Below are 24,995 nucleotides of genomic sequence, written 5' to 3' on the forward strand. Positions count from 1 at the left end.
CCCAAGCCGGTATCGGGGAGGAGACCATGGCCACGACATTCGACGAGCGCGAGCGGGCCTACGAGCAACGTTTCGTCCTGGAGGAGGAGGCGCGCTTCCACGCCCGCAACAGGCGCAACCGGCTCCTGGCCACCTGGGCCTGCGAACGGATGGCCCTGAGCGGGCCGGCGGCCGAAGCGTACGTCACCGCCTTTACGGATTGTGCCGTCGTGGCCGACGACGAGACGATGGTCGCGCGGCTCCAATCGGACCTGGCGGCCGCGGGCATCGGGGCGACGCTTCCGCACCTGCGGAAGGAGACGGAGCGCTGCGCCGCACTGGCGAGGGCCGAGCGCCGCGTGGGTGTTGCGCTGGATCAAGGCTCCTCCGTCTAGGCCGGGCAGGATCACCCGGCCGCTGCCCACCACGCCATCCGGCATGAACGGGAGAGAGGCCATGAGGAGAAGCGCCATGACCGACAAGGACCTGCGCCGCGACGTTCTCGACGAGCTCGACTTCGACCCCAGCCTCGACGCGGGCGACATCGGCGTCGCCGTCTCGGACGGCGTCGTGACGCTCACCGGCCACGTCGGCAGCTACGCCGAGAAGGTCGAGGCCGAGCGCGCCGTCCGGCGCGTCCGGGGCGTGCGCGCCATCGCCCAGGAGATCCAGGTCCGATACGCGGACGCGAAGAAGGTCGCCGACGACCAGATCGCCGCGCGGGCGCTGGCCATCATCGACTGGTCCGTCCACCTGCCGAAGCGGGCCATCCAGGTGACGGTCGCCGGTGGCTGGGTCACCCTCACCGGCGCGGTTCACTGGCAGTACCAGTCGGCGGGCGCCGAGGCGGCGGTCCGCAAGCTCACCGGTGTGCACGGGGTGACGAACCACATCGAGGTCAGGCCCGAGGCCCGCCCGGATGCGGTCAAGGACAAGATCCTGGAGGCGTTCCGGCGCAGCGTCATGTTCGAGGCGGACGGGATCAAGGTCACCGTCACGGGCGACAAGGTCACGCTGGAGGGGGCGGTGTCGGCCTGGACGGAGCGCGACGCCGCCGAGCGCGCGGCCTGGTCGGTGCCGGGCGTCCGCGCCGTCGAGGACCGCATCGTCGCCCTGAGTTGAGGAGGACCACCATGTCCGTAGAGATGCACGGGTCCGATGCAGTCGCACCGCCGCTCGGGCCGCGGCCCGAGACCGGGGCTGCCCCGGCCGCGATGTTCCGCGTGACCCTGACGCTGGCGCGCTGCCCGGAGCATCCGGACGGCAGCGTAGGGCGGGGATACCAGATCGTTGCTCCGCTCGGACCGGACGGGCGCCTCGACGCGGCGCTCTGGCGCGAGATCCGGGATCACTGCCGGGTGCGACGGTTCTGGGTCGGCGAGCGCGACCGCCATGGCCGGCTCGTCCACCGCGCCGGCGGAGAGGGCGGGGCGACCTGGCTGATCGACTATGCCGACTGGACGAACGAGGACGACGAGCCCGGTTACCACCTCGGCACACACGCCTTCGTCGAGGGCGAGTACGTCTCGATCCGCGATGCCGGCGACGAGACCTACCGCACCTTCAGGGTCTCCCACGTCAGCCGCGTCGAGGCGGGGGCTTAGGCCATGAGGCAGGCATCGACGACCCTTCCGTCCCACCCTCCGCGCTCGGATTTCGAGCTCGCGGAGAATGCCCTGCTGACGCTGTGGCGCACCTTCTGGCTCGACCTCCCGCTCGCCTGGGCGGGCGAGGTCGACCGGCTCCTGTATCGATGGGCGCAGCCGGTCGATATGGGTGACTGCCTCTTCGGCCTCGACGTCGGTCACGGGGACGGCGAGCGCGAACGGGCGCCGGGTCGGAGCCAGGACACGGTTTAGGCGCCCTTCCGCCGCCGACCGTCAGGCCGGCCTGCGGGGAATGCCGCCGAACCGGGTTCGGGCCAGGCAGGGCGGACGGTGGTCCGGACCGATTTTTTGATTCACCGCAAAGCGGGGTCGCATCGAGTCGGCAACCTGTCTTCCGTTCCGTGGAACTAGGGGGCGCATCATGTCCATGGCCGACGGGGAGATACGTTCGAGGACGAACCAACCGAATGCCTACGACCGGCGCGAGCCACCTCCCGGCCCGACGTATCCGTCGACGCCGCCGCGAGGGCCGCAACCGGGCAATGGGAAGACCGTTCGCGGTCCGATCCATGCGTCAGGCGTGGACTGGACCTTAACCCTCAGGCGCAAGCTGGATCGGTCCGGTGTTCCGGCCCACGAGGCCGATGCCCTCGCCGCGTCCGTGTCACGGGTCGTCACGGTAGAGGCCGACCGGGAGATCGTGCGCGAGGACGACGAACCGGCCGAATGCCGGCTTCTCCTGGATGGCTGGACCTGCCGGTACATCCCCTTGGAGACCGCCCGGCCCCAGATCCTCGCGCTGCAGCTTCCCGGGGACTTCCTGGACCTGCAGGGCCTCGTCCGTCGGCGGGTGGACCACGTGGTCGCCTCGCTCACGCCCTGTCGCGTCGCGGTCATCCCGCACGATGCCTTGCGGGACCTCACGGAGCGGCATTCCGGCATCGGCCGCATGGTGCATTTCGAAACGGCGGTCGAGCTGGCCACCGCCCGCCGCTGGCTCCTGAACGCAGCCCACCGCCCAGCGTACGAAGGGTTCGCGCACCTGATTTGCGAACTCTTCACGCGGGCGGCGGCCGCCGGCATCGCCGAGGCGTCCCGGTTTCCCATGCCGTTGACGCAGGCGGAATTCGGCAGCGCCATGGGCCTGACGTCGGTCCACGCGAACCGCACCCTGAAGAGGCTTCGCCAGGCCGGGCTAATCTCGTGGCGATGCCGGTGGATGACCATCGAGGATTGGGACGGGCTGGCCGAGGTCGCCGAGTTCGATCCCGCTTACCTGAAGGGCGAACACCCGACGTCCTGACCGGGAAGTCTCGCAGTGGCTTGCCCGGCGACAGGCGCGCTCACGTCAGGGCGAGCGCTTCGGTCACCGACAGGGCGATCTCGCGCTCCTCGTTCGCGGGCACGATGCGGATCGTGACCGCCGAGCCGGGCGCCTCGATCCTCGCCTCGCCGCCGGCATTGGCCACGTCGTCGAGCGCGACGCCCGCGAACGCAAGCCCGCGACAGACCGCGACGCGGACCTGCGCGGAATGCTCGCCGATGCCGCCGGTGAAGACGACGGTGTCGACCCCGCCGAGTGCGGCGATGAGGGAGCCCGCTTCCCGCACGATCCGGTAAGCGAACAGGTCCAGGGCCTCACGCGCTCCCGGCGCGTCGCTCGCCTCCAGGACCCGCACGTCGTCACTGATGCCGGAGACGCCGAGAAGGCCCGACCGCTCGTTCAGGAGCTCGGCCACCGCGTCGGGCGACAGGCCACGCTCCCGGATCAGGTGCAGCACGAGGCCGGGGTCGACCGCCCCGCTGCGGGTGCCCATCATCACCCCGTCGAGCGTCGTGAAGCCCATCGTCGTGGCGACGCTGCGCCCGTCCCGGATCGCGCACAGGCTCGCCCCGTGCCCGAGATGGGCGGCCAGTACCCGCCCTGTTGGATAACTTCGGGCGAGATGGGCGTAGGACAGCCCGTGGAAGCCGAAGCGCACGAGCCCCTCATCGATGAGGGCGCGCGGCAGCGGGTAGAGTTGGGCGAGCCGATCCTGCGTCCTGTGGAAGGCCGTATCGAAACAGGCGACCTGCGGCAGGCGCGGCCACGTCTCCCCGACCGCCCGGATGCAGGCCAGGGCCTGCGGCTGGTGCGCCGGTGCCAGCGGCACCAGTCCCTCCAACGTGACCATGACGTCCGCATCGAGGCGGACCGGCGCCGCGTGGCGCAAGCCGCCATGGACGACGCGGTGACCGGCCGCCGTCGGCGCGTAGGGCAGTCGGTCGAACAGCCAGCGGGCGACGGTCGCGTGGTCACCCTGTGGTGGCCGTTCGCCGACCACCGGCTCGCCATCGACCGACAGCTTCGGGTGCGTCCCGGTGCCGGCGACGTGGGTGCGCCAGACCGGTGCGTCGACGCCGGGCCGGAACAGGGCACAGCGCAGGCTGGACGATCCGGCGTTGAGAACGAGGATCATCGTGCGCTCTCAGGTGACGACCGTCCAACCGTCCACGGTGCCCGACCGGCCGGGCTCGTCCGCGTCGGTCGGGCCGCACTGCATGATGTCACCCTCGATCCGGCGGTCGTGGTCCTCGGGCGCGTGCCGTCCCGACCAGGTCCAGTCCCGCACCTCCGGCAGGTCGTCGCCTGTCCGGCGGACGTGCTCGCGATGGGCGGCCAACGCGTCCCGGAGCGCCTCCTCGGCATGCGCGGCGCGGGCGCCCAGTCGTGCCACGGACCGGATCGCGGCCTGGGCGAGGTGGAACCGGTCGAGCCGGTTCAGCACGCACATGTCGAAGGGCGTAGTCGTCGTGCCCTCCTCGATGAAGCCGTGGACGTGGAAGTTGCCGTGGTTCGTCCGCTTGTATGTCAGCCTGTGGATCAGCCACGGATAGCCGTGGTAGGCGAACACCACCGGCCGGTCGCGCGTGAACAGGCTGTCGAAGGTCGGGTCGTCGAGCCCGTGCGGGTGCGTCCCGGGCGCCGGCAGCGTCATCAGGTCGACCACGTTGACGACCCGGACCCGCATCTCCGGGACGTGTAGGCGCAGCCAGTCCACCGCGGCGAGCGTCTCCTGGGTCGGGACGTCGCCAGCGCAGGCCATCACCACGTCGGGCTCCGCCTCGCCCTCGTTCGAGGCCCATTCCCAGGTCCCGACGCCGGCGGCGCAGTGCCGGACGGCCTCGTCCAGGCTCAGCCACTGCAGGGCGGGCTGCTTACCGGCCACGACGACGTTGATGCGGTCGTGGGTCCGCAGGCAGTGGTCCATGGCGCAGAGAAGCGTGTTCGCGTCCGGCGGCAGGTAGATCCGCGCCGTGTCCCCGCGCTTGTTCGCCACGAAGTCGATGAAGCCCGGGTCCTGGTGGCTGAAGCCGTTGTGGTCCTGCCGCCAGACGTGGGACGAGAGTAGGATGTTCAGGGACGGGACCGGCCGGCGCCAGGGCAGGTCGCGCGAGGACTTCAGCCACTTGGCGTGCTGGTTCACCATGGAATCGACGACGTGGGCGAAGGCCTCGTAGGTGGCGAACAGGCCGTGCCGCCCGGTCAGCACGTAACCCTCCAGCCAGCCCTCGCAGAGATGTTCGCTCAGCACCTCCATGACTCGGCCGTCGCGCCGGAGGTGGTCGTCGCCGGGGACGATCTCCTCCTGCCAGGCCCGGCCGGTCACCTCGAAGACCGCGTCGAGGCGGTTCGAGGCGGTCTCGTCCGGCCCCATCAGGCGGAAGTTCCGGCTCCGCGCGTTCAGCGTCATCACCTCCCGAAGGTAGGTCCCGAGCGCGCGGGTGGCCTCGCCCCTGGTGCGGCCGGGTTCCGGCACGGCAACGGCGACGCGGCCTAGGTCCGGTAGGCGTAGCGGGGCGCTCCCGTGCGCGTTGGCGTGCGGGTTGGCCGATATGCGCCGCGCTCCTTTGGGCGGAAGTGTCGCGAGGTCGGGTACGAGCGAGCCGTCCTCGGCGAACAACTCCTCCGGCCTGTAGGAGCGCAGCCAAGCCTCCAGGATCGCGCGGTGCTCCGCGTCATCCCGCACGGCCGCCACGGGCACTTGGTGCGAGCGCCAGGTGCCCTCGACGGGCTTGCCGTCCACCCGGTCCGGCCCCGTCCAGCCCTTGGGGCTGCGCAGCACGATCATGGGCCACCGCGGACGCCCTGGCTCGCCGCGGACGGCGCGCCTGCGGATCTCCGCGATGGCGTCGAAGGACGCATCGAGGGCGGTGGCCATGGCTTGGTGCATCGGGGCCGGCTCGTCGCCCTCGACGAAGGTCGGCTCGTAGCCGTAGCCGACGAGGAGGCTGCGCAACTCGGCCCCGGGCATGCGCGCGAGGAGCGTCGGGTTGGCGATCTTGTAGCCGTTGAGGTGCAGGATCGGCAGCACGGTGCCGTCCGTCATCGGGTCCTGGAACTTGTTCGCGTGCCAGGAGGCGGCGAGCGGCCCGGTCTCGGCCTCGCCGTCGCCGACCACGCAGGCGACGGTGAGGCCGGGATTGTCGAGGGCTGCCCCGAACGCGTGAGCCAAGGAATAGCCGAGCTCGCCGCCCTCATGGATGGAGCCCGGCAGCTCCGGCGAGGCGTGGCTCGGGATGCCCCCGGGAAACGAGAACTGCCGGAACAGGCGCGCCAAGCCGTCGAGGTCCCGGGCGACGTCGGGGTAGATCTCGCTGTAGGTGCCCTCCAGGTACGCGTTCGCCACGAGCCCCGGCGCGCCGTGACCCGGTCCCCAGACCGCGATCATGTCGAGATCGCGCTGGCTGATGACCCGGTTCAGGTGCGCGTAAATGAAGTTGAGGCCTGGCGTCGTGCCCCAGTGGCCGAGGAGCCGCGGCTTGACGTGCTCGGGTTGCAGCGGCTCGCGCAGGAGCGGGTTGGCCATGAGGTAGATCTGGCCGACCGACAGGTAGTTCGCGGCCCGCCAGTAGGCGTCGATCCTGCGGAGGCTGTCAGGTCCGAGCGGTCCCGGCACGAACGTCGGCGCACGCCGGTCGCCTCGATGTCCGCCTTCTTGGCGCTCCCTCGTTCCGTGCGTCGCGTCCATGCCGGCCTCCCGGGAGTGTTCATCCCGGCGTAGACCGTGCCGGCGGACCGGACCGGCGGCGTTGAGGTGGATCAAAGCGCGCCCGGCGAGGGCCGGCAGGATGTCCCCCGTCAGGCAAGACGGGAGCGAACGATGACCCTGGTGCTTCGAACCACCCAAATCCGGACGGTACGCCGCGTGCGGGTACCGGTCGAACTGGCGCCGCTGAACGACGCGGGCCGACGGGTCGTCACCGATGGCTACCGCTACCGGAGCATCGGAAGCCTGCAGGCCCTGGCCCTGGCCATTGCGGCGTCGGCGGTGACGCCGGCGCTGCTTTGGCTCGCCCTCTGAACCCCGACGGAGCGAGGAGACCGGCGATGGACGACATCACCGTGCACCGGCACGTGCTCGACGAGTTGGAGTACGCCCCGATGATCGACGCGGCGCAGATCGGCGTCACGGTCGAGAACGGCATCGTGACGCTGACCGGGCATGTCCGGAACTACGCCGAGAAGGGCATCGCCGAACGCGTCACGCTCCGGGTCCGAGGCGTACGCGGCGTGGTAGAGCGGATCACGGTCCGTTACCCTGACGACCCGGCCGTCGGCGACGAGGCCTTGGCCGAACGCTGCGCCCGGGTCATCGAGTGGGACGCGCGCGTCCCCCGGGACTCGGTCACGCTCAAGGTCGAGAAGGGCTGCGTCACGCTGCAGGGATGCGTGCCGTACTACCATCAGAAGGCGGCCGTCGATAAGGCGCTGCGGCGGCTGGCCGGCGTCACCGACATCGTCAACTTCATCGCGGTGAAGCCGCCGGCACGCGCCGCCGAGGTGAAGGACAGGATCCTCGCGGCCCTGCGGCGCAGCGCCCGGGACCCGGACACGATCCGCGTGCACGTCGACGGCGACAAGGTCACCCTCGACGGGTGCGTCGATGTCTGGCGCGAGCGCGAACTCGCCGAGCGGGCCGCGTGGTCGGCCCCGGGGGTCCGGGCCGTCGACGACCGCCTGACGCTCGCCTGCTGAGGTTGGCCTGCTGCCGGTCGCGCTGCTTGAGATGGATCAAGGCCGGCGCCTCGGACCAGGGTCACGCTACCCGAATGGAGCCGGATTTCCGGCGGCGGGAGACGGTCATGAAGATCTCCAACATCATGGTCTCGGTCGACCTCGGGGCCGCGGCGGCGGACCGCGTCCAACTGGCGGCGAGCCTCGCCGAGCGTTGCGAGGCCACGCTGATCGGCGTCGCTGCGCGCCCGGTCCTGGCTCCCATGCCGGTCGGCGACATGATCGAGGTCGAGCGCGTCTGGGCCATCGAGGAGCGCCTGGCGGACGAGCAGATCGCGGCGGCCAAGGCCCTGTTCGAGCGCGAGGCCGGGGCGGCGCACAGGACTGACTGGCGCTCGGCCCCGACCAGCCCCCTGGCCTACCTCGCCGCGCAGGCACGCGCCGCGGACGTCGTCATCGTCGGACGGCACGGTCCCGCGGACGGCGACCCGGGTCCGATGGGCGTGCCGGCCGGGGCACTCCTGATGGAGGTCGGGCGTCCGGTCCTGATCGCGCCGCCGGGCGTGGAAAGCCTCGCGGCGAAGCGGGTCGTCGTTGCCTGGAAGGACACGCGCGAGGCGCGCCGGGCCGTCCACGACGCGTTACCGTTCCTGACCCGGGCGGACGAGGTCCACGTGGCGGTCGTGGGCCCCGGGGCTGACGACGAGGGCGCCGAGGACGTCACCGCCTACCTCTCCGGCCATGGCGTCACCGTCACGACGCACCTGCTGCACAAGCCGGAGATCGGCGCCGCGGACGAGATCCTTCGGTTCGCCCGGCGCGAGGACGCCGACCTGATCGTGATGGGCGCTTACGGGCATAGCCGCCTACGCGAGTGGGTCTTCGGGGGGGCCACCCGCGACGTCCTGACGACGACGCCCGTCTGCTGCCTGATGAGCCACTGATGCGCTTGGCAACCACCCTTTCAACGGGCACCCTGGCGCTGCTCGCCATCCTTCATCTGACTCATGCCGCCTTCGCCTGGGACCGGCAGGTCAAGCAGGGCGAGACGCTCGCCAGGACCAACTGCGCCCGCTGCCATGCCGTCGGGCGGGCCGGCGCGAGCCCCCTGCGGGTAGCGCCGCCCTTCCGCGAGTTGCACACGCGCTACCCCGTCGAGGACCTCGGCGAGGCGCTCGCGGAGGGCATCCGCACGGGCCACCCCAGCATGCCGGAGTTCCGGTTCGACCCGGACGAGGCCGAGGCCCTGATCGCCTACCTCAAAAGCCTCGAACGCTGAGCGAGGAGACCCCGATGTTTCTGCGCTGCTTCCTTGTCCCCACCGCTCCGGGCATCGACCCGACCAAACGGCTCGATGCGGCCCTGAGGCTCGGTCGGCCGCTGCACGCGCATATCGGCGTCAGCTTCATGGCGCCGGGCCCGGAGCACGTGCTCGCCGGGATGGCGGGCCTCGTGCCGATGGATTGCGCGACCATCGAGGCCATCGAGCGGGGCGTGCGGGAGTCCGCGGCCGAGGCTCAGGCGGCCTTGCGCGCGTGGTGCGCCCGCGAGGGGGTGGCATTCGGGATGTCGGGCGGGCGGCTGGACGCCACCTTCGCGACCTGGACCGAACTGTCGGGCGAGGTCGAGCCGCTCCTGACCCTGGCGGGCCGCGTTAGCGACCTCGTCATCGTCGACCGGCCCGACCCGGCGCATCCGTTCACCGGGCGGGCGCTCGACACGGCGCTGTTCTCGGTGGGGCGCCCGACGCTGATGGTCGGCGAGACCGTCCCGTACGACCTGCTGGACCACGTCATGATCGCCTGGAACGGTAGCCTGGAAGCGACGCGCCTGATCGGGCAGTCCATCACGCTGCTGCACGAGGCCGCCCGGGTCACCGTGGTCCACGCGCGGACCGAGCGCTTCGAGGAGGCGCGGGCGGCGGACCTGTGCGGATACCTGCGCTGGCACGGCATCGTGGCGGAGGCGGTCTCCCTGGAAGTTGAGGACGGATCCTCGGTCGGCGCCGCCATCCTGGCCGAAACGGAGCGTCGGGACGCCTCAATGTTGGCTCTGGGGGCCTACACTCACAGCCGGGTGCGCGAGTTGCTGCTCGGTGGTGTGACCCGCCACGTCGTCGACAAGGCACGCATCCCGGTGCTCATGGCCCACTGACGTGTCAGGCCATGAGGGCTGCGCGGTAGAAGCGATAATAGTCTGTCCTCATTGCCTAGGATTGTGACAGTGCCTGTGTGGAGGTTTGGTGGCGCAGTCGAGGCCGCAGCTCTGTCGAGGCTCGCAGAACCAATGAAGAGAGCCGCTCTTCAGGCAGGAGCCCTCACAATGTCGGTAGTGGGTGTCCGCGGGCTCGACAAATGTACCCTTCGCATCGAGCGAAGGAGCCGGTCCTCCCGCCCGGACGCCCGGGACACGCGACGAAATTGCGACTGAGACGACGAAGGCTGCGGTCGCGATGATGGCCATCAGTGGCTCATCAGGCAGCAGACGGGGCAGCCGGTGAGCAGGTCGCGGGTGACGCCTCCGAAGGCCCATTCCCGAAGCCGGCCATGCCCGTAGCCACCGGCGACGATCAGGTCCGCCGCTTGCTCAGACGCCGCCTCGACCAACGCCTCCGCGGTCGAAGCACCATAGGTATGCCTATGGACCGCTGTGGCGTGGACGTCGTGTGACTGCAACAGGCCGATGACGTCCCGCACGTCATCCGTCTCCTTCCCGTCGTCGACCGAGATGAGCACCACACCGGAAGCTCGCTTCATGAACGGCAATGCGTCACGCACGGCGCGACGCGCCTCGCGGGTGTTCTTCCACGCCACCGCGACCCGCCGGGCTTCGAGGTGGTCGACCCCCGGCGGAACGATCAGCATCGGCATGCCGAGCCGCATCAAGGCGTCCCCAGGGTCTACGGACATGAGCGGGCTGCCGTCGTCGCCACGTCCTGTGACCAGCAAGTCGCCGGCCGCCGACTGCCTCCCAAGGAACGCCGACGGGAAGTCCAGGGCGGAGCGCCACTCGATCCGGCTCCGCCCCCCGACGGCCTCCTTGAACGTCTCGTGCGCCAGCCGGAGGTCGTTCAGGACGTCCTCCTGAACAGAAGCGATGCAGTATCCGCCGCCCGGGATCGGGCCGGAAGGGGCCCCGTCGTAGGCCGGCATCTCCGCCGCGACGCCGATCAGGCGTGCCTGGAAATCGTCGGCGACGTGCGCGGCCAGCCGGATGCGCTCCCGCGCATGCTCACCGAGGTCGACCGCCACCATGACGCTATTGTAGGACATGGATGTCTCCGGGCTGGTTGGTAACGAGGTCAGGCCGGGCCTACCGGTCGAACGGAGCTTACGACCCGGCCGGGACGCGCTCAGGCCAGCGTGAGGTGGTCCTCGACGGCGCGCACGCCCGGGGCCGACCACGCGGCGTTCTCGGCGATCCGACGCTCGTGGCAGGCGTTCACCTTGCCCTCCAGGACGACCTTGCCGTCCTTGACCGTCACCTTGATCGCGTCCGCCTCAAGCTCGGCGCTGCGCTTGAGCGCCGCCATGATCTTCGCGCGCACGTCGGGAACGCTCGCATTCGGCGCCACCTCGATGGCGTTCACGATGCCGGCCACACCCGCGAGCCGCCGGATCGCCCGGTAGGCCTCTTCCTTTTGGTATTGCCAGCCCAGTTTGCCGGACAGCGTCACCCAGCCATCCTGGACCTTCACCTGCACGGCGTTCCGCGGCACGGTCACCGACCAGTCGAGCATCTGCACGGCGCGGCGCGCCAAGTCCTCGTCGCGCGGCGGCGTCTCGCCGCCGAAGCGCACCTTGATCTCCTCGACCACCCCGCGCACGCCGCGCACCTTCTGGGCGGCCTTCTCGGCGGCGACGCGTTCCGTGTAGCTCCCGACATGGCCGGTCAGCGTGGCGATGCCGTTCTCCACGGAGACGCCGACATGGGCGGCGTCGATGCTCGGGTCGAACTCAAGCTCGTCGATGATGTTCTGGCGGATCTGTTTGTCGCCCATCGCTCGTCTCCTCGATAAGGGCTGGGCCGTCGCTGGCCTCGACGGAGGCTAGGACCGGCAGGCTGGGGGACATTGATCCAGCGCAACGTCCTCGCCCGCCGCGATCCGTGCGGCCATCGGGCAGGCTCGTCGGTCTACCCGGGTCGGGCAACGGGCGGTCACGGCGGCGACAACGTCCCGTGCATCGAACAGGCGGTCGAACGTCGGCACGTCCGAGAAGGCGCGCGGCACGCTCGCGTTGCCCGCGATCAGCGCGAAGGGGATGCCCTGGCGGCGCAGGGCATAGGCGAGCGGGAAGCCGGGCCCCCGGTTCAGGTCGGTGCTGATCACCGCGAAGTCCGGCGAAGCCTCGTCCAGGGTCTCGGCCGCCTCCGCGCACGTGCCGTAGGGGCCGCTGACCGCGCAGCCGGCGTCGGTGAGGACGTCCTCCAGCCACATGCCCGGCAGCGCCTGGGGCTCCGCGACCAGCACGACCGGACTTGTGTCCCGTTCCTTTTGCATCGCCCGACTCCCGCTTCCGGTTGCTAGGGCGAGGATGAAGGCGGTCCGCCGGACCGCGTTGCGCTAGATCAAGGGAAGCGCAGCGGTCGCCAGCATGGCGAGGACCGCGAGCAGCATGCAGGCCGTGGCGACCCAACCGAGCAACTTGAGCCAGCCTCGCACTGCGAAGGCGCCCATGACGTCGGCCCGCGCCGCCGCCAGCATCATCACGGCCATGACCGGGACCGCGATGACCCCGTTGACGACCGCGCTCCAGTAGAGCGCCCGGATCGGATCGACCGCGCCGAGGCTGACGGCCATGCCGACCAGGGTCGCGAGCGCGACCGTGCCGTAGAAGGCGCGCGCCTCCAGCAGGCGCCGGCCGAAGCCCACCGGCCAGCGCCGGGCCTCCCCGACCGCGTAGGCCGCCGAGCCCGCGAGCACCGGGACCGCCAGCAGCCCGGTGCCGATGATGCCAAGCGCGAAGACGGTCGCCGAGAATGGTCCGGCGAGGGGGCGGAGCGCCTCCGCGGCCTGGGCGGATGTCTGGATGTCGGTGACGCCGTTCGCGTGCAGGACGGCCGCCGTGGTGACCATGATGGCGAGCGCCACCACGTTCGAGAACGTCATGCCCACGAGCGTGTCGACCTCGATCCTGTGCAGGGCGTGCCCGCCTTGCTCGGGCGCGTGCAGGAGATCGCGCCGGCGCGGGAAGGCGTGCAGGTCCTCGGCCTCCTCGGCTGCCTGCCAGAAGAACAGGTACGGGCTGATCGTCGTCCCGAAGAGCGCCACCAGCGCCGTGAGGCCGCCCCCGCCGAGGTCGATGCGCGGCAGGGCGATGGCCACGCCGAGGTCCCACCAGGAGACGCGGGCCAGGATCACCACGCCGAGATAGGCGAACAGGCTCAGCGTCAGCCACTTCAGGACGGCGACGTAGCGCGTGTACTGCAGGGCGAGCTGCATGAAGGCGCAGGTGCCGGCGAAGAGGGCCACGTACAGCCAGCGTGGGCCCGGCACGAGCAGGGCGAGGGCGTCCGCCATGGCGCCGAGATCGGCCCCGAGGTTCAGGACGTTGGCGGCGAGCAGCAGGATGACCACGCCCTGAAGGAGGCCGTTCGGGTAATGCTCGCGCAGCACGCCGGCAATGCCGTGGCCGGTGGTGCGTCCGATCCTCGCCGAGACCATCTGCACCGCCGCCATGAGCGGCAGGGTGTAGAGCATGGTCCAGCACAGCCCGTAGCCGAACTGGGCGCCGGCCTGCCCGTAGGTGGCGATGCCGCTCGGGTCGTCGTCAGAGGCGCCGGTGATTAGCCCGGGCCCGAGTACCCGGAGCAGGCGCGGCTTTGAGGGACCGACGGTGGGGCTCGGAGCCTCGGGGTCGTCCGCCTCCCCGGTCGCGACGGACGGGACGCTCATGACACCGGCTTCGAGGCCGTGGCGTTCGCCTCGGTCCGGACCATGCGCGCGACCCTCAGGGCCGCCGACAGGTCGTCGCCGTCCGTGCCGTACCGCCGGAACAGGGCGTCGAGCCAATCCGGGCGCGCCGCCCCGGTATCCGGAATGTCTGCGAACGGGACGTGGTACATCCCGTCGAGCGCCTCGATGCCGTAGCCGGTGACGGCCCATCGCCGCCCCTGCCAATGCACGGGTTCGGTCAGCCCATGGCTCATCCTCGCCTCCTCACGCCGCATGCTCGCCGAGTTCGCAGACCTCGCAGGTGTCCGCCCGCAGCCGCCAGTCGACGACCCCGTCGGCCTCGCACAGCATCGCCTTGGCCGCGTAGGCGGCTGCCACGTCCGAGCAGGCGGTCACCACCGCCTGCCGTTGCAGCACGCGGTGGTCGTGGCCGGTATCGTCCGGGACGGTCTTGTGGAAGGTGACCAAGTATATGCGCATCGCCCGCCTCCGCCTGCCGGTCGATGCGGACCTTGAACCGGTCGGGCCGGCCGGCGTTGATCCAGCGCAAGGGCGCCCGCGTTCATGTCCCCGCCGTCGGCGGGAAAAGTGGTTCGCGACCTGGCTCCCCGTCCGCCGGGTGGCGGGCCGATGCTGCGCGATGGGCGTGCGCCTTCCCGTGCAGCGGCCAGTAGCGCTCCATGGCGAGATAGGTGAACGAGGCGGACCAGCCGATCAGCAGGAGTCCGTTGAGCGCCTCGACGCCGGTGAGCAGGCGGGCATGGCCGACCGGGGCGTGGTCGCCGTAGCCCAATGAGGAGTAGGCGACCACGGAGACGAAAAGGCAGTCCTCGAAGGTCTCGATGGGCACGCCTGAGAAGGCGCCGAGCCCGAGCCTGAGGACCAGCAACCAGTAGGCGACGGCGTAGGTCCAGACAGCGGCCGTGTGTCCTGCGAAGGCCGCCAGCACCACGGCGACGATGCGCCAGCGCGGAGGCACCGGCAGTTCCGAAAGGTGCTCCGACGTGAGGCGAAGGGTCTCGTACAGCAGCAAGATGGTGGCCATGACGAGGACGATGCTGGCGGCCAGGACGACGAACATGGCTTCGGTTCCATGGACGGGGCACGAGGGTCGTGCCCGACCTCACCGAGGGCCGCGTTGACCTGCCTCAAGCGTGACGCTCCTGCGACCTTGATCGTGCCGGTAACGCCGTGGTCCGGGTCGCAGAAGGGTCGGAGATGACGCCGGCGCTCCTCCTCTACCCGAACCCGGACCTGATACTTGAGGCAGGTCAACGCCGTCCTGTCCGGAGACCTCCACCGTGGTGGCCGCCCAACCCGGGTCGAGGGAGGCTCCGATGTCCATTGCCAGCATCATGGTCGCGGTCGATGACGGGCTTCACGCCCCGGCGCGGGTCCGGCTCGCCGCTGGGCTCGCGGAGCGCCTCGGGGCCCGCCTTGTCGGTGTCGCCGCCTGCATGCCCGATTACCCGCGGGGGTACGGCGAGACCGCCGTGCCCATGGGGATGGTCATCGAGGAGATCCGTCAGGCCGCCCTGGGCAAGCTCGCGAACGCGGAGCAGGCCTTCCGCAAGGCCTCTTGCCTGATCGACCGGGTCGAGTGGCGCTCCGACGTCGCCGCCCCAGTCCCGTTCCTGGAAGGGCAATCCCGTGCGGCGGACCTCGTCGTCGTGGGGCGCCACGCCGACGACGAGGGCTTGGCGCCCGGTATGGCGGTCGGCGTCGGCGATGCGCTGATGGGGCTGGGGCGGCCTGTCCTGGCGGTCCCGGCCGGCATCGAGCACCTGGAAGCCAAGCGCGTCGTCATAGGCTGGAAGAACACTTTGCAGACGCGCCGGGCGGTGTCGGATGCCATGCCCATTTTGCGTCGCGCCGAGGCGGTGCAGGTGTTTCGGGTCGGTGATGGCGAGGACCGCCACTAGGTCGAGGACGTTGTCCGCTACCTCGCGCTGCACGACGTGAGGGCCAGCGCGCACCTGGCGGGGCCCTCCGGCTGGACCGTCGCCGATGACCTGAGGGGCGCGACGCGTATGTTCGGCGCCGACCTGATCGTGACCGGCGCCTACGGCTACAGCCGCCTGCGAGAGTGGTTCTTCGGAGGGGTCACGCGAGACCTGCTGGAGAAGGCGTCCGTCTGCTGCCTGATGTCCCACTGACCGGAGGGCGTTTCGATGGCCAACCTAGTCGATCCGAACCGAGGCAAACCGGGCTTCCCGCCGCCTTCGACCGCGCTTCCGCTGGACCCGGGCGAAGACCCCCTACCCGAGCCAGTCGGGGTGCTCATGCCTGGACATAACGACATGCCGCCGATGAACGAGCCCCTGGGCATCCCGGGAGGCATGCCGCCGGAGATCATACCTTTTGGCGCGATAAAGGAGGGCGCTTGGAGCGCCGCGCGAGATAATTTGCGTTGAAGTTGACACTGGGCGCCCAGGGCGAAGGTGGTTTGAAGCTAAGAATGTTGTGACGGTCGGCTAGACTGATGTCCGCTTTGGAGACGCGAACGAGGGCCATCTAGTGACTGCATTGGGCGCTACGCGGAAGGTCCGCTTGCGGAGCGGCAGGCGCGCCGTGGTGCTGACGGCAGGGCTACTGTCTTGCGGCGGGTTAAGTACCAGCGGCGAGTGACGAACGTCGTGGCAGGCATCTGCCCGACTTGACGTCGCAGCTGCAGCGGGTCAGCGAGGTCGACCTCGGCCTGCTACCGATCGGCTTCGGGGAAGATGCGCGGCACAGGGGCAGCTCGGATCTGCGCGGCCGGTCCTTCGAACGCGCCGGAGCAGGCCAGGCCGCGGGCCTGCTAGGCGCCAAACCGCGAGTACATCTTCATCCGCGCCCCGCACCTCGACGGGGCCGCGGCACGAGCCGTGACCCAAGCCGCCCCGCGACCCGAATACACATGCGCGACTTCCGCCAATCATCGGCCCAATAGCCACCGAGCAGATCGGTGCTGCTCTCGCAGCAGCGCTACTGCAACAGCAGGATAAGGCGACTGGCCGCACGCGACAGCGTCGCTCCCTGGAGCTCCCCGGGGGCTCGGCCTATCTGCAGGCAGTACTTCTCCGCGATCTACTGCGCCCGATGCCCCGAATGGAGACCAACGTTCTCGGTGCTGCACGCCGAGGCTGCCAAATAGCCCGCCTGCCCCATCTGCATGCGCAAGTCGTTCGGCTGCAACATTTTTTCGGAACGAGCCGCCATTTCGGCTCGACGAACGTCCATTCCTGCACAGACAGTCAAAATGGCAGTTTTCTTGGCGGGCCAACGAGGACGTCCCCACAGTCGTCGCCAAAACACTTCGGGCCGTGTGTGGAAGGTCACAGACGGCCGCTAATCTGACCGCGCTGCCCCGATTAAGGCTCGCGAGACGTCATCCCGATCACTGGGGAGGCCCAGATCACGAAGGCCCGGACACAGAAAAACGCCCGCCGAGAATTCCCGGCGGGCTTTGCTGACTACGAACTGATCAGAACGCGGAAGGACGGCCGACTCTCTCAGGGGCGGCCTGAACTCGCTAGTTCGCTCGGAGGCCTGCCTAATAGATCGGGCTGCACCGCAGCATCTCCGTCAAGCGATCGGCCTCCCCACGCCGGTACTCGAAATCGTCGTACCGGTGCTCGCCCTCGACTAGGTAGTAGTGCTCGGGGTAGCCGGCCTCTCGCCTAGCCTTCCTGAGCATGTCCTGCGACAGCCGCACGCGTGGAAGCGTTACGATACCGCTATAACGATGCTTCAGGCCAGAGAAGCTCGCGAAGGTATCGGTAGGCGTCAATCCGAAGACGTCCCGCTCGTGTGCACTGAGGGTCGGGTCAACGCCCTTCATGCAGTAGCGAAACCAGCGCCACTGTTCCTCGATGGCGCGAGCGGGCGCCGTCTCGCGCCGGCGCCGGACGTGCAGCCGTCGTTGAAACCCGACGCGATCGAGCCGCTTGACGTACCGGTCCAGCCACCGCCGATACTGCGGGTACACGGCATCAGGCACGTGGGCTCCGCTGTGCGAGTGGAGGCCGAACGTCTCGGAGCGCTCGAACACCGTGTAGTTGTAGTTCGGCACGAGGTGCCGCCGCATGAACTTGCGCTGAGCCTGCATCATGCGGCGGTGAGCCCCATCGACCTCCTGGCCGTAACGGTGACCCATCCTGTCCCAAGCGACGGTCACCTGCACGTTTAGGATACGCCCTCGGTAGTTTGCAAACGCCACGCCCTGGTGGGCAGTCCAGAACTGCATCCGCGTGATCGACCGCGACTCGGGCTGGAACTGCTCGTCGTACGCGGCAGGGCAGTAGCCAACGATGGCGTCTCGCATCGCACGCTGATGACTGTCGGAGTAAGGCAGAAAGACTTCGTCCTCACTCCTGTCGGAGAATGGTTTCGCCTCGTCAAAATCGAGCATCCCAGTACTCCAAGGATTTCGGGAAGAGCGACCCACCACGGCCGGAATGTGCGCAGCGGGTCGTCCTGAAGAGCCAGGTACCAGTTCGTGTACACGGCTCAGGAGGCGACAGAGCGGGCGATCTCGGCTAGTGACGAGATCAGGCCGTCTTGTCGTTATTACTCGTCAGATATTCGAACAAGCTCCCGCACAACTTCATCGAAGGCAGTTTCGGGCGCTTCGGAAGGCGTACCGGGACTAAGATCGACTCGGGCATCGGCTCCGGGCTGTGCAGTAAGTTCTGGACGGCGGCGCCCACTGGACCAGCGTCGGACACCGATCTGACCAGATCGCGGGTGCGCTCGTCATAGGGCGCGAATACCCGCAAACTCAGCGTGAAAGCACGGTTATCGAGGTCCGTTTCTGCCTCGACGCGATCGAAATACGCCTCGCGACAGCTCGTCTCACTCGTTCGCAAGGGACGCCAGGGCTCAGCCACCACCGGTGTACTCAACGATCGCCGCACGTCGGTCTCTGACGCCGAACACGGGCCTTTCTCCGCTGTCAGCTCCAACGCCGGCGTAGGGACGTCCGCACTAATCCCCGGTGCACCCGACGAGGCATATTTGCTGTCGTCAGGGCGTGCGTCTGCTGCCGCGCCAGAAGGCGCGCCGTAAATGATCATGCGCATGATCTCTCCGCCAATATAAGATAACTACCGACAGGCTACATTTCGCCGCCGACGGTAAATCTAAAATACACACCCAATCGCGGCATTCAAGGCAAAACGCAAAGTATTTTTGCAGTAAGTTCAACCGGCATGTCGGCCATCAACTAAACCCGGATATGACGTGTTTAACACTTCGGCGATCAAAGCCTCCGAGCCGAAACGGCCCAGCAAAAAACCAAGTTCCCGCAAGAGTTTGAGGTCGGCACAACCTTCACTAGGTCCTCGGAAGGAGCGACGGCCAGGTCAGGCACCAGCGAAGTTTTTCTCGGGGATCGATCACGAATCCGTGATCAAAGGAAGGTCGACTCGCCGAAGATGTCGGTCTGCGACAGCTTCCAGATCAGCGCGGAGATCGAGCTCACGCACACCCGCTTGAAATTTCCGGATGCCTCAGAGCCAGACGTGAGACGCAAGGCTGCCCGCCGTCACGACCCCGGATGACCAGGTCGGAATTCCGCAGCGACAGAACGACGGGAAGAGCCGCCGTTCATGCATGATCAGATGCGTGGAAACGCTTCCCCACATGGCATGTGTAGCAACGAGCTTCACAACGACCAAAGGCAAGAAACACATGCCACGCTCCCCATGAGCACCGAGCCTCCACCGCTAGCCAGGCGGGATGGGGACCGCCGGGTCAGCTGCCGAGTGGTATCGGCAACAAGCGGCACGTCGTGCGAACGACGCGTCGCAGGACGGAGGAGATGGGTAGCCCCAACCCTCCGAAACGACCCCACTGTCCGCGGATCGAGCAGACGGGGTCCGTTCGCGCTGGCCGTCCAAGGTGACGGGAAGCGGTGCATAAAGGCCGACAGCCCAACCCCGGCCTCCCTATCGCAAGGTTGCACCTCGATCCGCCGGTCGACCGACGGCGTGGCTCCGGGATCCCGGGCCCCCTCTCGGGCGAGTGAGGCTTTGCCGCTCACCGGCAAAGCCTTGCCTCCAGCAAGCCGGCCTCCCTCAAACGTTCACCAGGATCCCGGATGAGGGAATGGGGACGCGCCCATCACCAGCCCCCACAGCCCAGCCCCCACAGCCCAGCCCAGCCACACGCCCCCACCGGACCCAGATGCACCCGGCACTTCATCTGCCGGTGAACGATCCCCGCCCCAACGGGAACCCCGCCTCGTGCCCGCCGCCATCACCCTGCCGCGGCCAGCCCGGGAGCATCGTCCCTCATGCCCGCCACCGCCGTCCCGCCCGCCAGCGACCTGCACGCCCTTGTCGCCACCACCATCCTCGTCCAGCTCGAGACCGCCGACCCCGCTTCGTGGACGCCCCCCTGGCACGGCGCCGACCCCATGCCCCGCAACGCCCGCACCGGACGGCGCTACCGCGGCATCAACGTCCTCGCCCTTTGGTGCGCGGCCCAGGCCCGCGGCTACGCCGACGCGCGCTGGGCCACTTACCGGCAGTGGGTCGCGCTCGGTGCCCAGGTCCGCGGGGGCGAGCGCGCCACCCTCGTGCTGTTCTACAAGGAGCTGCCCCGCGGGGCGGAGGCCGAGCCCACCGCCGGCGCGCCCTTCGTCGCCCGCGCGGCCCACGTCTTCAACGTTGCGCAGGTCGACGCCGTCCCGCCGCCTGCCGACGCCCCCGCGCCCAGCGACGCCCCGGACCCGCTGCCCACCTTCGACGCCTTCGTCGCCGCAACCGGCGCCGCGATCCGCCATGGGGGCGCCCGCGCCTGCTACGTGCCGGCCGCCGACACGATCTACCTACCCACCCGCGACGCCTTCCGCACGCCCACGGGCTATGCCGGCACGCTCGCCCACGAGCTCGTGCACTGGACCGGCGCCGCCCATCGCCTCGCCCGCGACCTTACCGGCCGATTCGGTGCCCGCACCTACGCCGCCGAAGAGCTCGTGGCCGAGCTCGGCGCCGCCTTCGTACTGGCGGATCTAGGCATCGCACGCACACCCCACCCGAACCACGCCGCCTACTGCGCCTCCTGGGCGTCGCTCCTACGCGCCGACCCGCGCGCGCTGAGCCAAGCCGCCGCCCAAGGCTCACGCGCTGCCGACTACCTCGCAACGCTGCAACTGGGCGGGCCAGCGACGACCGGGCCGAACTCTGCAGGAGGTTGCCGCTCGCACCACAATGCTGCTACACATCCCCAGGTGCCTCGCGAGACAAGCAACTGAGAAGACTAGCTTTTCCTGGAAGCTGGCGGCGGGCTTAGTGTCCTGGCGCCCCAGCCAAATTTCCCAAGGGAAACAGGACCTTCGGTGCCGGGACTGAGCGGGTCCGCCGGAACGCGCGGTGTCGCCCCGCGGCACGAGAATCCGCACGGTCCCGAACGGCCCGCGGGCCGTCCGGCGCCGGCGCTCCGCACCGTGAGGCCGAGACGACCGCTGTGGAGAGCGAGACCGCGACGGCTGAGCCCTTCACGATCCCGACAGGCCACCACGTCGACGTGGCCGAGGCCATCGAAATGCGCTCTCAGGCGACGAGCCTCCGCGCCGGCGCTGCGCTGCACGTGGCCGAGAGCGCGATCAACATGAGTTTCCCGAGGACGACATGAGCGACGTGCCCGATCCGAAGCGGAAGGCGATCGCCGACAGCGTGCTGGTTCGTCTCAGCACGTTCGCGTTGGGCATCGGCCTGTACGACGGCATCGCCCGGAGCATCGTCGAGAAGGCGGTCGCCGACATGCCGGAGGCCACCGTCGAGCAGGTCGCGGCGGCGGCGCGGATGATGATGCTGTTCGTGTCGGGCTGAGAGCGGTACATGGCCGGGACAGCGACCCTGCTGGCGTATCCGGTGAAGGGATGACCGCGTGATCCTGCCTCCCCTCCGCCGGACCGCGGCCGACGCGCGGACGGTGGCCACCGTCGCCCACGACGGCCAAGTCGACAAGGCCGGCAGGCCGTATATCGAGCATCTTGCGCGCGTGGCTGCCGGCGTGCTCGGGCTGTCGGAAGGGTGCCCGTTCTGGTCCGACCTGGAGCGGGACGAGGCGCTGCAGGCCGCGTGGCTGCACGATGTGGTCGAGGACACCCGCTACGGGTTCGGGGACTTGGCCAAGGAGGGCTTCAGCGACAACGTGCTGACCTCGGTCGCCATGCTCACGAAGCCCGGAGGTCGCGTCACCTACGCGGCCTGGATCAACAACATCGCGAAAGTGGGCACCCTCCGGGCGACCCTCGTCAAGCTCGCCGACCTCGAGGACAATTCGGATCCCGGGCGTCTGGCGCTCCTGCCCGCGGAGACCCGCGAGCGGCTTCATCTCAAGTACGAGCCTGCCAAGGCAATCCTGCGCGCGGCGGCGGCGGCGAAGGGCTGGCTCGGTTCACCGACGACGGTCGAAGGCAGCGGGCCGCGTTAGCCCAGCGCCTTGCCCATGCGGCGAAGCTTCGCGCGACCGGCGCCGTCCCGCTGTCACGGCCGCGGCATGCGCGGCGACCCGCGCCGCGACACCCCTGATAGCTCGGCGCCGAACCGCCCGCGCGCGTGCACCGCGACAGCGAAGCCGCCGTCGACGGTCAGATGGAGAAGCCGCTCGTCCATCTCGGTCAGCATGGGGTCGGGCTTCACGCGATCGACCAGCCCGTCATCGATCGAGGTCGGCCAGACGACGTGCACCTCCCGGAATGTCACAGCGAACAGGATCGTCAGCATGAACGGCACCCGGTGGCCGAAGCTGTCCCCGAAGAGCAGCGGCCGCCCGCGACCAAGGCCCGGACAATCGAGGGAAGGTCAAATCATCCTCTTCCTAGATCTTGGACGTGCGCCAGCGCACGCGATTTACAATGCTCGCGGTTCGCGCGCGGATGAAGAGCCGATCATGTGAACGTTAATACAAGGGGCCTCGATCTCTGGGGGCATCGCGTGAGCCGTACGTATCCGAACACTCGCAGAGGGCGAGCTTTGCTGTTCAGCCGTCAAGCTGAGCCGACCATTCGGACGTCGGATCTGGTGGGAGCCACGGCCGGGGTCGCACTCTTGGGCGGCCTGTGCTTGCTGCTCGTGGCCCTGCTCACGAGCGAGGCCCAGGGGTTCACGGATCTCACGTCGATCCTCACGGACAGCTAGAGTAATACCCGACCCTGTTGCGGCCGGACGCGCGCCCGCTTCCGGGCCGCGTGACGGTGTCGCGCATCCCGGTCAGGCTGCCGCACGTCGCGCGGGCGGCACCGCTCCCGCGGCGCGGGTCCCAACGAGGCGCCCGGTTCCGGCAGCGGCGAGGCCGCGGGTTCCAGGTCCCGGCCGTTCGTCCCGCCCCGACCCGCCTCGGCCCTCGACCGCGCGCCGGATTCCTGCACGATGGGCGATCGGGACGCGAGGACGCGGGCGGCGCCCGCCGCCCTGGCGCGGGACAGCACTCCGGAAGACCATCGCGGCTCGGCGGGAGGCGGTTTCGCGGCGCCCGAGGGGCACGCGGCGATCGCCGACGGCGGTTCGCACAGGCGTTCGGTCGGAAGAGCGTTGAAACGCGGCCGCCATTCGGAAAGGCTCGCTCCGCCCTATCCGCATCGCCCCCCGGAGGTGAAGACCCTGTGCCGCACGCGACCGAACTGATCGCCATCATCGCCCTCGGGCTGACCCTCGCCTTCATCTGCGGGATGGTCGCGCAGCGCCTCAGGCTGCCGCCGCTGGTCGGGTACCTGGTCGCGGGCGTCCTCGTCGGCCCCTACACGCCGGGCTTCGTGGGCGACAGCAACCTCACGGGCCAGCTCGCCGAGATCGGCGTCATCCTGCTGATGTTCGGGGTCGGGCTGCACTTCTCGTTCAAGGACCTGATGGCCGTGCGCGCCATCGCCCTGCCCGGAGCGGTGGTGCAGATCGCGGCGGCGACCGCCATGGGGATCGGCCTCGCCTTCGCCTGGGGCTGGACCCTCGGGCAGGGCCTGGTCTTCGGCCTCGCCCTCTCCGTCGCGAGCACGGTGGTCCTGCTCCGCGCGCTGGAGGAGCGCGGCCTCCTCGACACGGACAACGGCCGCATCGCGGTGGGCTGGCTCATCGTCGAGGATCTGGCGATGGTGCTGACCCTCGTGGTCCTGCCCGCCCTCGCGCCCTCGCTCGGGGGCGAGGCCCGGGGCCTCGGGCACGGCACGGCCCACGCCCTCACGGACCTCGTCGCCCAGCTCGTCGGACCGGAGTACGCGCAGAGCCTCGCGCTCACCGTCGTTCTGACGCTCGCCAAGGTCGCGGTCTTCGCGGGGCTGATGCTGGTGGGCGGACGCCGCTTCGTGCCCTGGCTGCTCGACCAGGCGGCGCGCACCGGCTCGCGGGAGCTGTTCACCCTAGCGGTCCTGGCCCTGGCCCTGGGCATAGCCTTCGGCTCGGCGGAGCTGTTCGGGGTCTCCTTCGCCCTCGGGGCCTTCTTCGCCGGGATGGTGCTCGCCGAGTCCGATCTCAGCCATCAGGCGGCCGCCGATTCGCTGCCGCTGCAGGACGCCTTCGCGGTCCTGTTCTTCGTGTCGGTCGGGATGCTGTTCGATCCGGGGATCCTCCTGCGCGCGCCGCTCTCGGTCCTGGCGGTGCTCGGCGTCATCATGGTCGGCAAGTCCCTCGCGGCCGTCGCCATCGTGCTGGCCTTCCGGCACCCGCTCGGCACGGCCCTGACGATCGCCGCGAGCCTCGCCCAGATCGGCGAGTTCTCCTTCATCCTGGTATCGCTCGGCCTGTCGCTGAAGCTGCTGCCCGAGGAAGGCCGCAACCTGATCCTGGGCGGAGCCCTGCTGTCGATCACGCTGAACCCGCTCTTCTTCGCCCTGGCAGCGCGGATCGAGCAGGTCTTCGCTGACCGGCCGGACCTTGCCGCCCGCTTCGCGCGCAAAGGCGCGGCCGACGTCGCCATCTCGGGCGGGGAGCCGCCGCGACGGGACCACGTCGTGATCATCGGCTTCGGGCGCGTCGGCAGCAGCATCGGCGCGACGCTGGAGACCTGGGACCTGCCCTACGTGGTGGTGGAGCGCGACCGGCGCCGCGTGCTGGCCCTGCGCGCGGCCGGCACGCAGGCCGTGTTCGGCGACGCGACCGCGCCCGGCATCCTCGAGGCGGCCGGTATCGGCACCGCGCGCCTGCTCGTCGTCGCCACGCCCGACGCGCATCAGGCCCGTCGCCTCGTTGAGGCCGCGCGCGCCGCCAACCCGGGGATCGACACCGTGGTCCGCACGCACAGCGAGGCGGAACGTCGGCATCTCGAGGAGGACGGCGTCGGCCTCGTGCTGATGGGCGAGCGGGAGCTGGCCCTCGGCATGTCCTTCTACGCGCTGCGCAGTCTCGGCGTGCGCGAAGGCGAGGCGCGCGTCTTCATCGATACGGCGCGCGCGGAGAGCCGGAGCGACGCGGAGGTCACCGTCGGGCCGGTGAAGGGGACCCCCGAGCTGCGCCATCAGCACGACCGCGACGGGGCGGACCTGTCGTGACGCGGGACCGCGGGGGCGGCCCGGTCGTGGCCGCTCCCACACGGG

General features: G+C 69.6%; 27 protein-coding genes and 1 pseudogene. 16 read left to right on the forward strand and 12 right to left on the reverse strand.

Going from position 1 to position 24,995, the window contains the following annotated elements; all coding sequences use genetic code 11:
• The first annotated feature begins 26 nt into the window (after positions 1 to 26).
• From LXM90_RS12835 to LXM90_RS12855, 5 genes are all read left to right on the forward strand, one after another.
• Entirely contained in the window at positions 27 to 374 is a 348-nt protein-coding gene (locus tag LXM90_RS12835; protein ID WP_234082836.1) for a DUF1476 domain-containing protein, read from the forward strand.
• A gap of 76 nt (positions 375 to 450) precedes the next feature.
• The gene (locus LXM90_RS12840; RefSeq protein WP_234082837.1) at positions 451 to 1,101 is read left to right on the forward strand and encodes a BON domain-containing protein; all 651 of its coding nucleotides are present in this window, start codon (positions 451 to 453) and stop codon (positions 1,099 to 1,101) included.
• Positions 1,102 to 1,112: 11 nt separating this feature from the next.
• Positions 1,113 to 1,583, forward strand: a complete 471-nt coding sequence (locus tag LXM90_RS12845; protein ID WP_234082839.1) for a hypothetical protein — start codon at positions 1,113 to 1,115, stop codon at positions 1,581 to 1,583.
• A gap of 3 nt (positions 1,584 to 1,586) precedes the next feature.
• Positions 1,587 to 1,838, forward strand: coding sequence for a hypothetical protein (locus tag LXM90_RS12850; protein WP_234082841.1), 252 nt, complete (start codon positions 1,587 to 1,589; stop codon positions 1,836 to 1,838).
• 169 nt (positions 1,839 to 2,007) lie between these two features.
• The gene (locus LXM90_RS12855) at positions 2,008 to 2,889 is read left to right on the forward strand and encodes a Crp/Fnr family transcriptional regulator (RefSeq protein WP_234082842.1); all 882 of its coding nucleotides are present in this window, start codon (positions 2,008 to 2,010) and stop codon (positions 2,887 to 2,889) included.
• Between the two features lie 40 nt (positions 2,890 to 2,929).
• Here LXM90_RS12855 and LXM90_RS12860 read toward each other — a convergent pair whose 3' ends face one another.
• Together LXM90_RS12860 and LXM90_RS12865 are read right to left on the reverse strand one after the other, a co-directional pair.
• The gene (locus LXM90_RS12860; RefSeq protein WP_234082843.1) at positions 2,930 to 4,045 is read right to left on the reverse strand and encodes an acetate/propionate family kinase; all 1,116 of its coding nucleotides are present in this window, start codon (positions 4,043 to 4,045) and stop codon (positions 2,930 to 2,932) included.
• A gap of 9 nt (positions 4,046 to 4,054) precedes the next feature.
• Positions 4,055 to 6,598, reverse strand: coding sequence for a phosphoketolase (locus LXM90_RS12865; protein ID WP_234082844.1), 2,544 nt, complete (start codon positions 6,596 to 6,598; stop codon positions 4,055 to 4,057).
• A gap of 132 nt (positions 6,599 to 6,730) precedes the next feature.
• On the opposite strand from LXM90_RS12865, the gene LXM90_RS12870 reads away from it, so the two are divergent.
• The 5 genes from LXM90_RS12870 to LXM90_RS12890 all read left to right on the forward strand — a co-directional run bounded on the left by LXM90_RS12870 (position 6,731) and on the right by LXM90_RS12890 (position 9,738).
• Positions 6,731 to 6,931, forward strand: a complete 201-nt coding sequence (locus tag LXM90_RS12870; RefSeq protein WP_234082845.1) for a hypothetical protein — start codon at positions 6,731 to 6,733, stop codon at positions 6,929 to 6,931.
• 26 nt (positions 6,932 to 6,957) lie between these two features.
• The gene (locus tag LXM90_RS12875; protein WP_234082848.1) at positions 6,958 to 7,605 is read left to right on the forward strand and encodes a BON domain-containing protein; all 648 of its coding nucleotides are present in this window, start codon (positions 6,958 to 6,960) and stop codon (positions 7,603 to 7,605) included.
• A gap of 107 nt (positions 7,606 to 7,712) precedes the next feature.
• Positions 7,713 to 8,528, forward strand: coding sequence for a universal stress protein (locus LXM90_RS12880; RefSeq protein ID WP_234082849.1), 816 nt, complete (start codon positions 7,713 to 7,715; stop codon positions 8,526 to 8,528).
• Complete coding sequence (locus tag LXM90_RS12885) at positions 8,528 to 8,863, forward strand: c-type cytochrome (protein ID WP_234082850.1); 336 nt, start codon at positions 8,528 to 8,530, stop codon at positions 8,861 to 8,863. The genes LXM90_RS12880 and LXM90_RS12885 overlap by 1 nt, the downstream gene beginning before the upstream one ends.
• 14 nt (positions 8,864 to 8,877) lie before the next feature.
• Positions 8,878 to 9,738, forward strand: a complete 861-nt coding sequence (locus LXM90_RS12890; protein WP_234082851.1) for a universal stress protein — start codon at positions 8,878 to 8,880, stop codon at positions 9,736 to 9,738.
• Positions 9,739 to 10,046: 308 nt separating this feature from the next.
• Here the strand turns inward: LXM90_RS12890 and LXM90_RS12895 are convergent, their stop codons facing one another.
• The 7 genes from LXM90_RS12895 to LXM90_RS12925 all read right to left on the reverse strand — a co-directional run bounded on the left by LXM90_RS12895 (position 10,047) and on the right by LXM90_RS12925 (position 14,561).
• Positions 10,047 to 10,856: a universal stress protein gene (locus tag LXM90_RS12895; protein WP_234082852.1), complete on the reverse strand. Its 810-nt coding sequence runs from the start codon at positions 10,854 to 10,856 to the stop codon at positions 10,047 to 10,049.
• Between the two features lie 80 nt (positions 10,857 to 10,936).
• Positions 10,937 to 11,584, reverse strand: coding sequence for a BON domain-containing protein (locus tag LXM90_RS12900; RefSeq protein WP_234082853.1), 648 nt, complete (start codon positions 11,582 to 11,584; stop codon positions 10,937 to 10,939).
• A 48-nt stretch (positions 11,585 to 11,632) separates the two neighbouring features.
• Complete coding sequence (locus LXM90_RS12905; RefSeq protein ID WP_234082856.1) at positions 11,633 to 12,085, reverse strand: histidine kinase; 453 nt, start codon at positions 12,083 to 12,085, stop codon at positions 11,633 to 11,635.
• A 63-nt stretch (positions 12,086 to 12,148) separates the two neighbouring features.
• A complete protein-coding gene (locus LXM90_RS12910) occupies positions 12,149 to 13,480 on the reverse strand; it encodes an NRAMP family divalent metal transporter (protein WP_234082857.1) in 1,332 nt (443 codons plus the stop codon).
• Entirely contained in the window at positions 13,477 to 13,734 is a 258-nt protein-coding gene (locus tag LXM90_RS12915; protein WP_234082858.1) for a hypothetical protein, read from the reverse strand. The genes LXM90_RS12910 and LXM90_RS12915 overlap by 4 nt, the downstream gene beginning before the upstream one ends.
• A gap of 10 nt (positions 13,735 to 13,744) precedes the next feature.
• Positions 13,745 to 13,960 carry a hypothetical protein gene (locus LXM90_RS12920; RefSeq protein WP_234082861.1) on the reverse strand — a complete coding sequence of 72 codons (216 nt, stop codon included), beginning with the start codon at positions 13,958 to 13,960 and terminating at the stop codon, positions 13,745 to 13,747.
• Positions 13,961 to 14,042: 82 nt separating this feature from the next.
• Positions 14,043 to 14,561 carry an ion channel gene (locus tag LXM90_RS12925; RefSeq protein WP_234082862.1) on the reverse strand — a complete coding sequence of 173 codons (519 nt, stop codon included), beginning with the start codon at positions 14,559 to 14,561 and terminating at the stop codon, positions 14,043 to 14,045.
• A gap of 256 nt (positions 14,562 to 14,817) precedes the next feature.
• Between LXM90_RS12925 and LXM90_RS12930 the strand changes: the two are divergent.
• Positions 14,818 to 15,636 (forward strand): annotated as a pseudogene (locus LXM90_RS12930) (universal stress protein UspA).
• 1,379 nt (positions 15,637 to 17,015) lie between these two features.
• On the opposite strand, the gene LXM90_RS12935 reads toward LXM90_RS12930, so the two are convergent.
• Positions 17,016 to 17,873, reverse strand: a complete 858-nt coding sequence (locus LXM90_RS12935; protein ID WP_234082863.1) for a hypothetical protein — start codon at positions 17,871 to 17,873, stop codon at positions 17,016 to 17,018.
• Positions 17,874 to 18,012: 139 nt separating this feature from the next.
• Complete coding sequence (locus LXM90_RS12940) at positions 18,013 to 18,543, reverse strand: hypothetical protein (RefSeq protein ID WP_234082864.1); 531 nt, start codon at positions 18,541 to 18,543, stop codon at positions 18,013 to 18,015.
• A gap of 1,214 nt (positions 18,544 to 19,757) precedes the next feature.
• Between LXM90_RS12940 and LXM90_RS12945 the strand changes: the two genes are divergently transcribed.
• From LXM90_RS12945 to LXM90_RS32015, 4 genes are all read left to right on the forward strand, one after another.
• Positions 19,758 to 20,720 (forward strand): ArdC family protein, encoded by a 963-nt coding sequence (locus LXM90_RS12945; protein ID WP_234082866.1) that lies wholly within the window; start codon positions 19,758 to 19,760, stop codon positions 20,718 to 20,720.
• 212 nt (positions 20,721 to 20,932) lie between these two features.
• Positions 20,933 to 21,100, forward strand: a complete 168-nt coding sequence (locus tag LXM90_RS12950; protein ID WP_020095360.1) for a hypothetical protein — start codon at positions 20,933 to 20,935, stop codon at positions 21,098 to 21,100.
• Positions 21,097 to 21,297 carry a hypothetical protein gene (locus LXM90_RS12955; protein WP_020095359.1) on the forward strand — a complete coding sequence of 67 codons (201 nt, stop codon included), beginning with the start codon at positions 21,097 to 21,099 and terminating at the stop codon, positions 21,295 to 21,297. The genes LXM90_RS12950 and LXM90_RS12955 overlap by 4 nt, the downstream gene beginning before the upstream one ends.
• Positions 21,298 to 21,355: 58 nt before the next feature.
• The gene (locus tag LXM90_RS32015) at positions 21,356 to 21,904 is read left to right on the forward strand and encodes an HD domain-containing protein (protein WP_020095358.1); all 549 of its coding nucleotides are present in this window, start codon (positions 21,356 to 21,358) and stop codon (positions 21,902 to 21,904) included.
• Between the two features lie 53 nt (positions 21,905 to 21,957).
• Here the strand turns inward: LXM90_RS32015 and LXM90_RS12965 are convergent, their stop codons facing one another.
• Positions 21,958 to 22,197: a hypothetical protein gene (locus tag LXM90_RS12965; protein ID WP_128083280.1), complete on the reverse strand. Its 240-nt coding sequence runs from the start codon at positions 22,195 to 22,197 to the stop codon at positions 21,958 to 21,960.
• Between the two features lie 878 nt (positions 22,198 to 23,075).
• Between LXM90_RS12965 and ybaL the strand changes: the two genes are divergently transcribed.
• Positions 23,076 to 24,950: a YbaL family putative K(+) efflux transporter gene (gene ybaL / locus LXM90_RS12970; RefSeq protein WP_056532444.1), complete on the forward strand. Its 1,875-nt coding sequence runs from the start codon at positions 23,076 to 23,078 to the stop codon at positions 24,948 to 24,950.
• Positions 24,951 to 24,995: the final 45 nt, after the last annotated feature.

The organism is Methylobacterium oryzae (assembly GCF_021398735.1).
Taxonomy (GTDB): Bacteria; Pseudomonadota; Alphaproteobacteria; order Rhizobiales; family Beijerinckiaceae; genus Methylobacterium.

Coding starts and splice junctions, on each gene's coding strand:
- LXM90_RS12835 (WP_234082836.1), top strand. CDS start 27: ATGGCCACGACATTCGACGAGCGCGAGCGGGCCTACGAGCAACGTTTC.
- LXM90_RS12945 (WP_234082866.1), top strand. CDS start 19,758: ATGCCCGCCACCGCCGTCCCGCCCGCCAGCGACCTGCACGCCCTTGTC.
- LXM90_RS12965 (WP_128083280.1), bottom strand. CDS start 22,197: ATGCTGACGATCCTGTTCGCTGTGACATTCCGGGAGGTGCACGTCGTC.
- LXM90_RS12910 (WP_234082857.1), bottom strand. CDS start 13,480: ATGAGCGTCCCGTCCGTCGCGACCGGGGAGGCGGACGACCCCGAGGCT.
- LXM90_RS12880 (WP_234082849.1), top strand. CDS start 7,713: ATGAAGATCTCCAACATCATGGTCTCGGTCGACCTCGGGGCCGCGGCG.
- LXM90_RS12875 (WP_234082848.1), top strand. CDS start 6,958: ATGGACGACATCACCGTGCACCGGCACGTGCTCGACGAGTTGGAGTAC.
- LXM90_RS12890 (WP_234082851.1), top strand. CDS start 8,878: ATGTTTCTGCGCTGCTTCCTTGTCCCCACCGCTCCGGGCATCGACCCG.
- LXM90_RS12915 (WP_234082858.1), bottom strand. CDS start 13,734: ATGAGCCATGGGCTGACCGAACCCGTGCATTGGCAGGGGCGGCGATGG.
- LXM90_RS12900 (WP_234082853.1), bottom strand. CDS start 11,584: ATGGGCGACAAACAGATCCGCCAGAACATCATCGACGAGCTTGAGTTC.
- LXM90_RS12905 (WP_234082856.1), bottom strand. CDS start 12,085: ATGCAAAAGGAACGGGACACAAGTCCGGTCGTGCTGGTCGCGGAGCCC.
- LXM90_RS12940 (WP_234082864.1), bottom strand. CDS start 18,543: ATGCGCATGATCATTTACGGCGCGCCTTCTGGCGCGGCAGCAGACGCA.
- LXM90_RS12895 (WP_234082852.1), bottom strand. CDS start 10,856: ATGTCCTACAATAGCGTCATGGTGGCGGTCGACCTCGGTGAGCATGCG.
- LXM90_RS12955 (WP_020095359.1), top strand. CDS start 21,097: ATGAGCGACGTGCCCGATCCGAAGCGGAAGGCGATCGCCGACAGCGTG.
- LXM90_RS12865 (WP_234082844.1), bottom strand. CDS start 6,598: ATGGACGCGACGCACGGAACGAGGGAGCGCCAAGAAGGCGGACATCGA.
- LXM90_RS12840 (WP_234082837.1), top strand. CDS start 451: ATGACCGACAAGGACCTGCGCCGCGACGTTCTCGACGAGCTCGACTTC.
- LXM90_RS12935 (WP_234082863.1), bottom strand. CDS start 17,873: ATGCTCGATTTTGACGAGGCGAAACCATTCTCCGACAGGAGTGAGGAC.
- LXM90_RS12925 (WP_234082862.1), bottom strand. CDS start 14,561: ATGTTCGTCGTCCTGGCCGCCAGCATCGTCCTCGTCATGGCCACCATC.
- LXM90_RS12885 (WP_234082850.1), top strand. CDS start 8,528: ATGCGCTTGGCAACCACCCTTTCAACGGGCACCCTGGCGCTGCTCGCC.
- LXM90_RS12870 (WP_234082845.1), top strand. CDS start 6,731: ATGACCCTGGTGCTTCGAACCACCCAAATCCGGACGGTACGCCGCGTG.
- LXM90_RS12855 (WP_234082842.1), top strand. CDS start 2,008: ATGTCCATGGCCGACGGGGAGATACGTTCGAGGACGAACCAACCGAAT.
- LXM90_RS12850 (WP_234082841.1), top strand. CDS start 1,587: ATGAGGCAGGCATCGACGACCCTTCCGTCCCACCCTCCGCGCTCGGAT.
- LXM90_RS12860 (WP_234082843.1), bottom strand. CDS start 4,045: ATGATCCTCGTTCTCAACGCCGGATCGTCCAGCCTGCGCTGTGCCCTG.
- LXM90_RS12920 (WP_234082861.1), bottom strand. CDS start 13,960: ATGCGCATATACTTGGTCACCTTCCACAAGACCGTCCCGGACGATACC.
- LXM90_RS12845 (WP_234082839.1), top strand. CDS start 1,113: ATGTCCGTAGAGATGCACGGGTCCGATGCAGTCGCACCGCCGCTCGGG.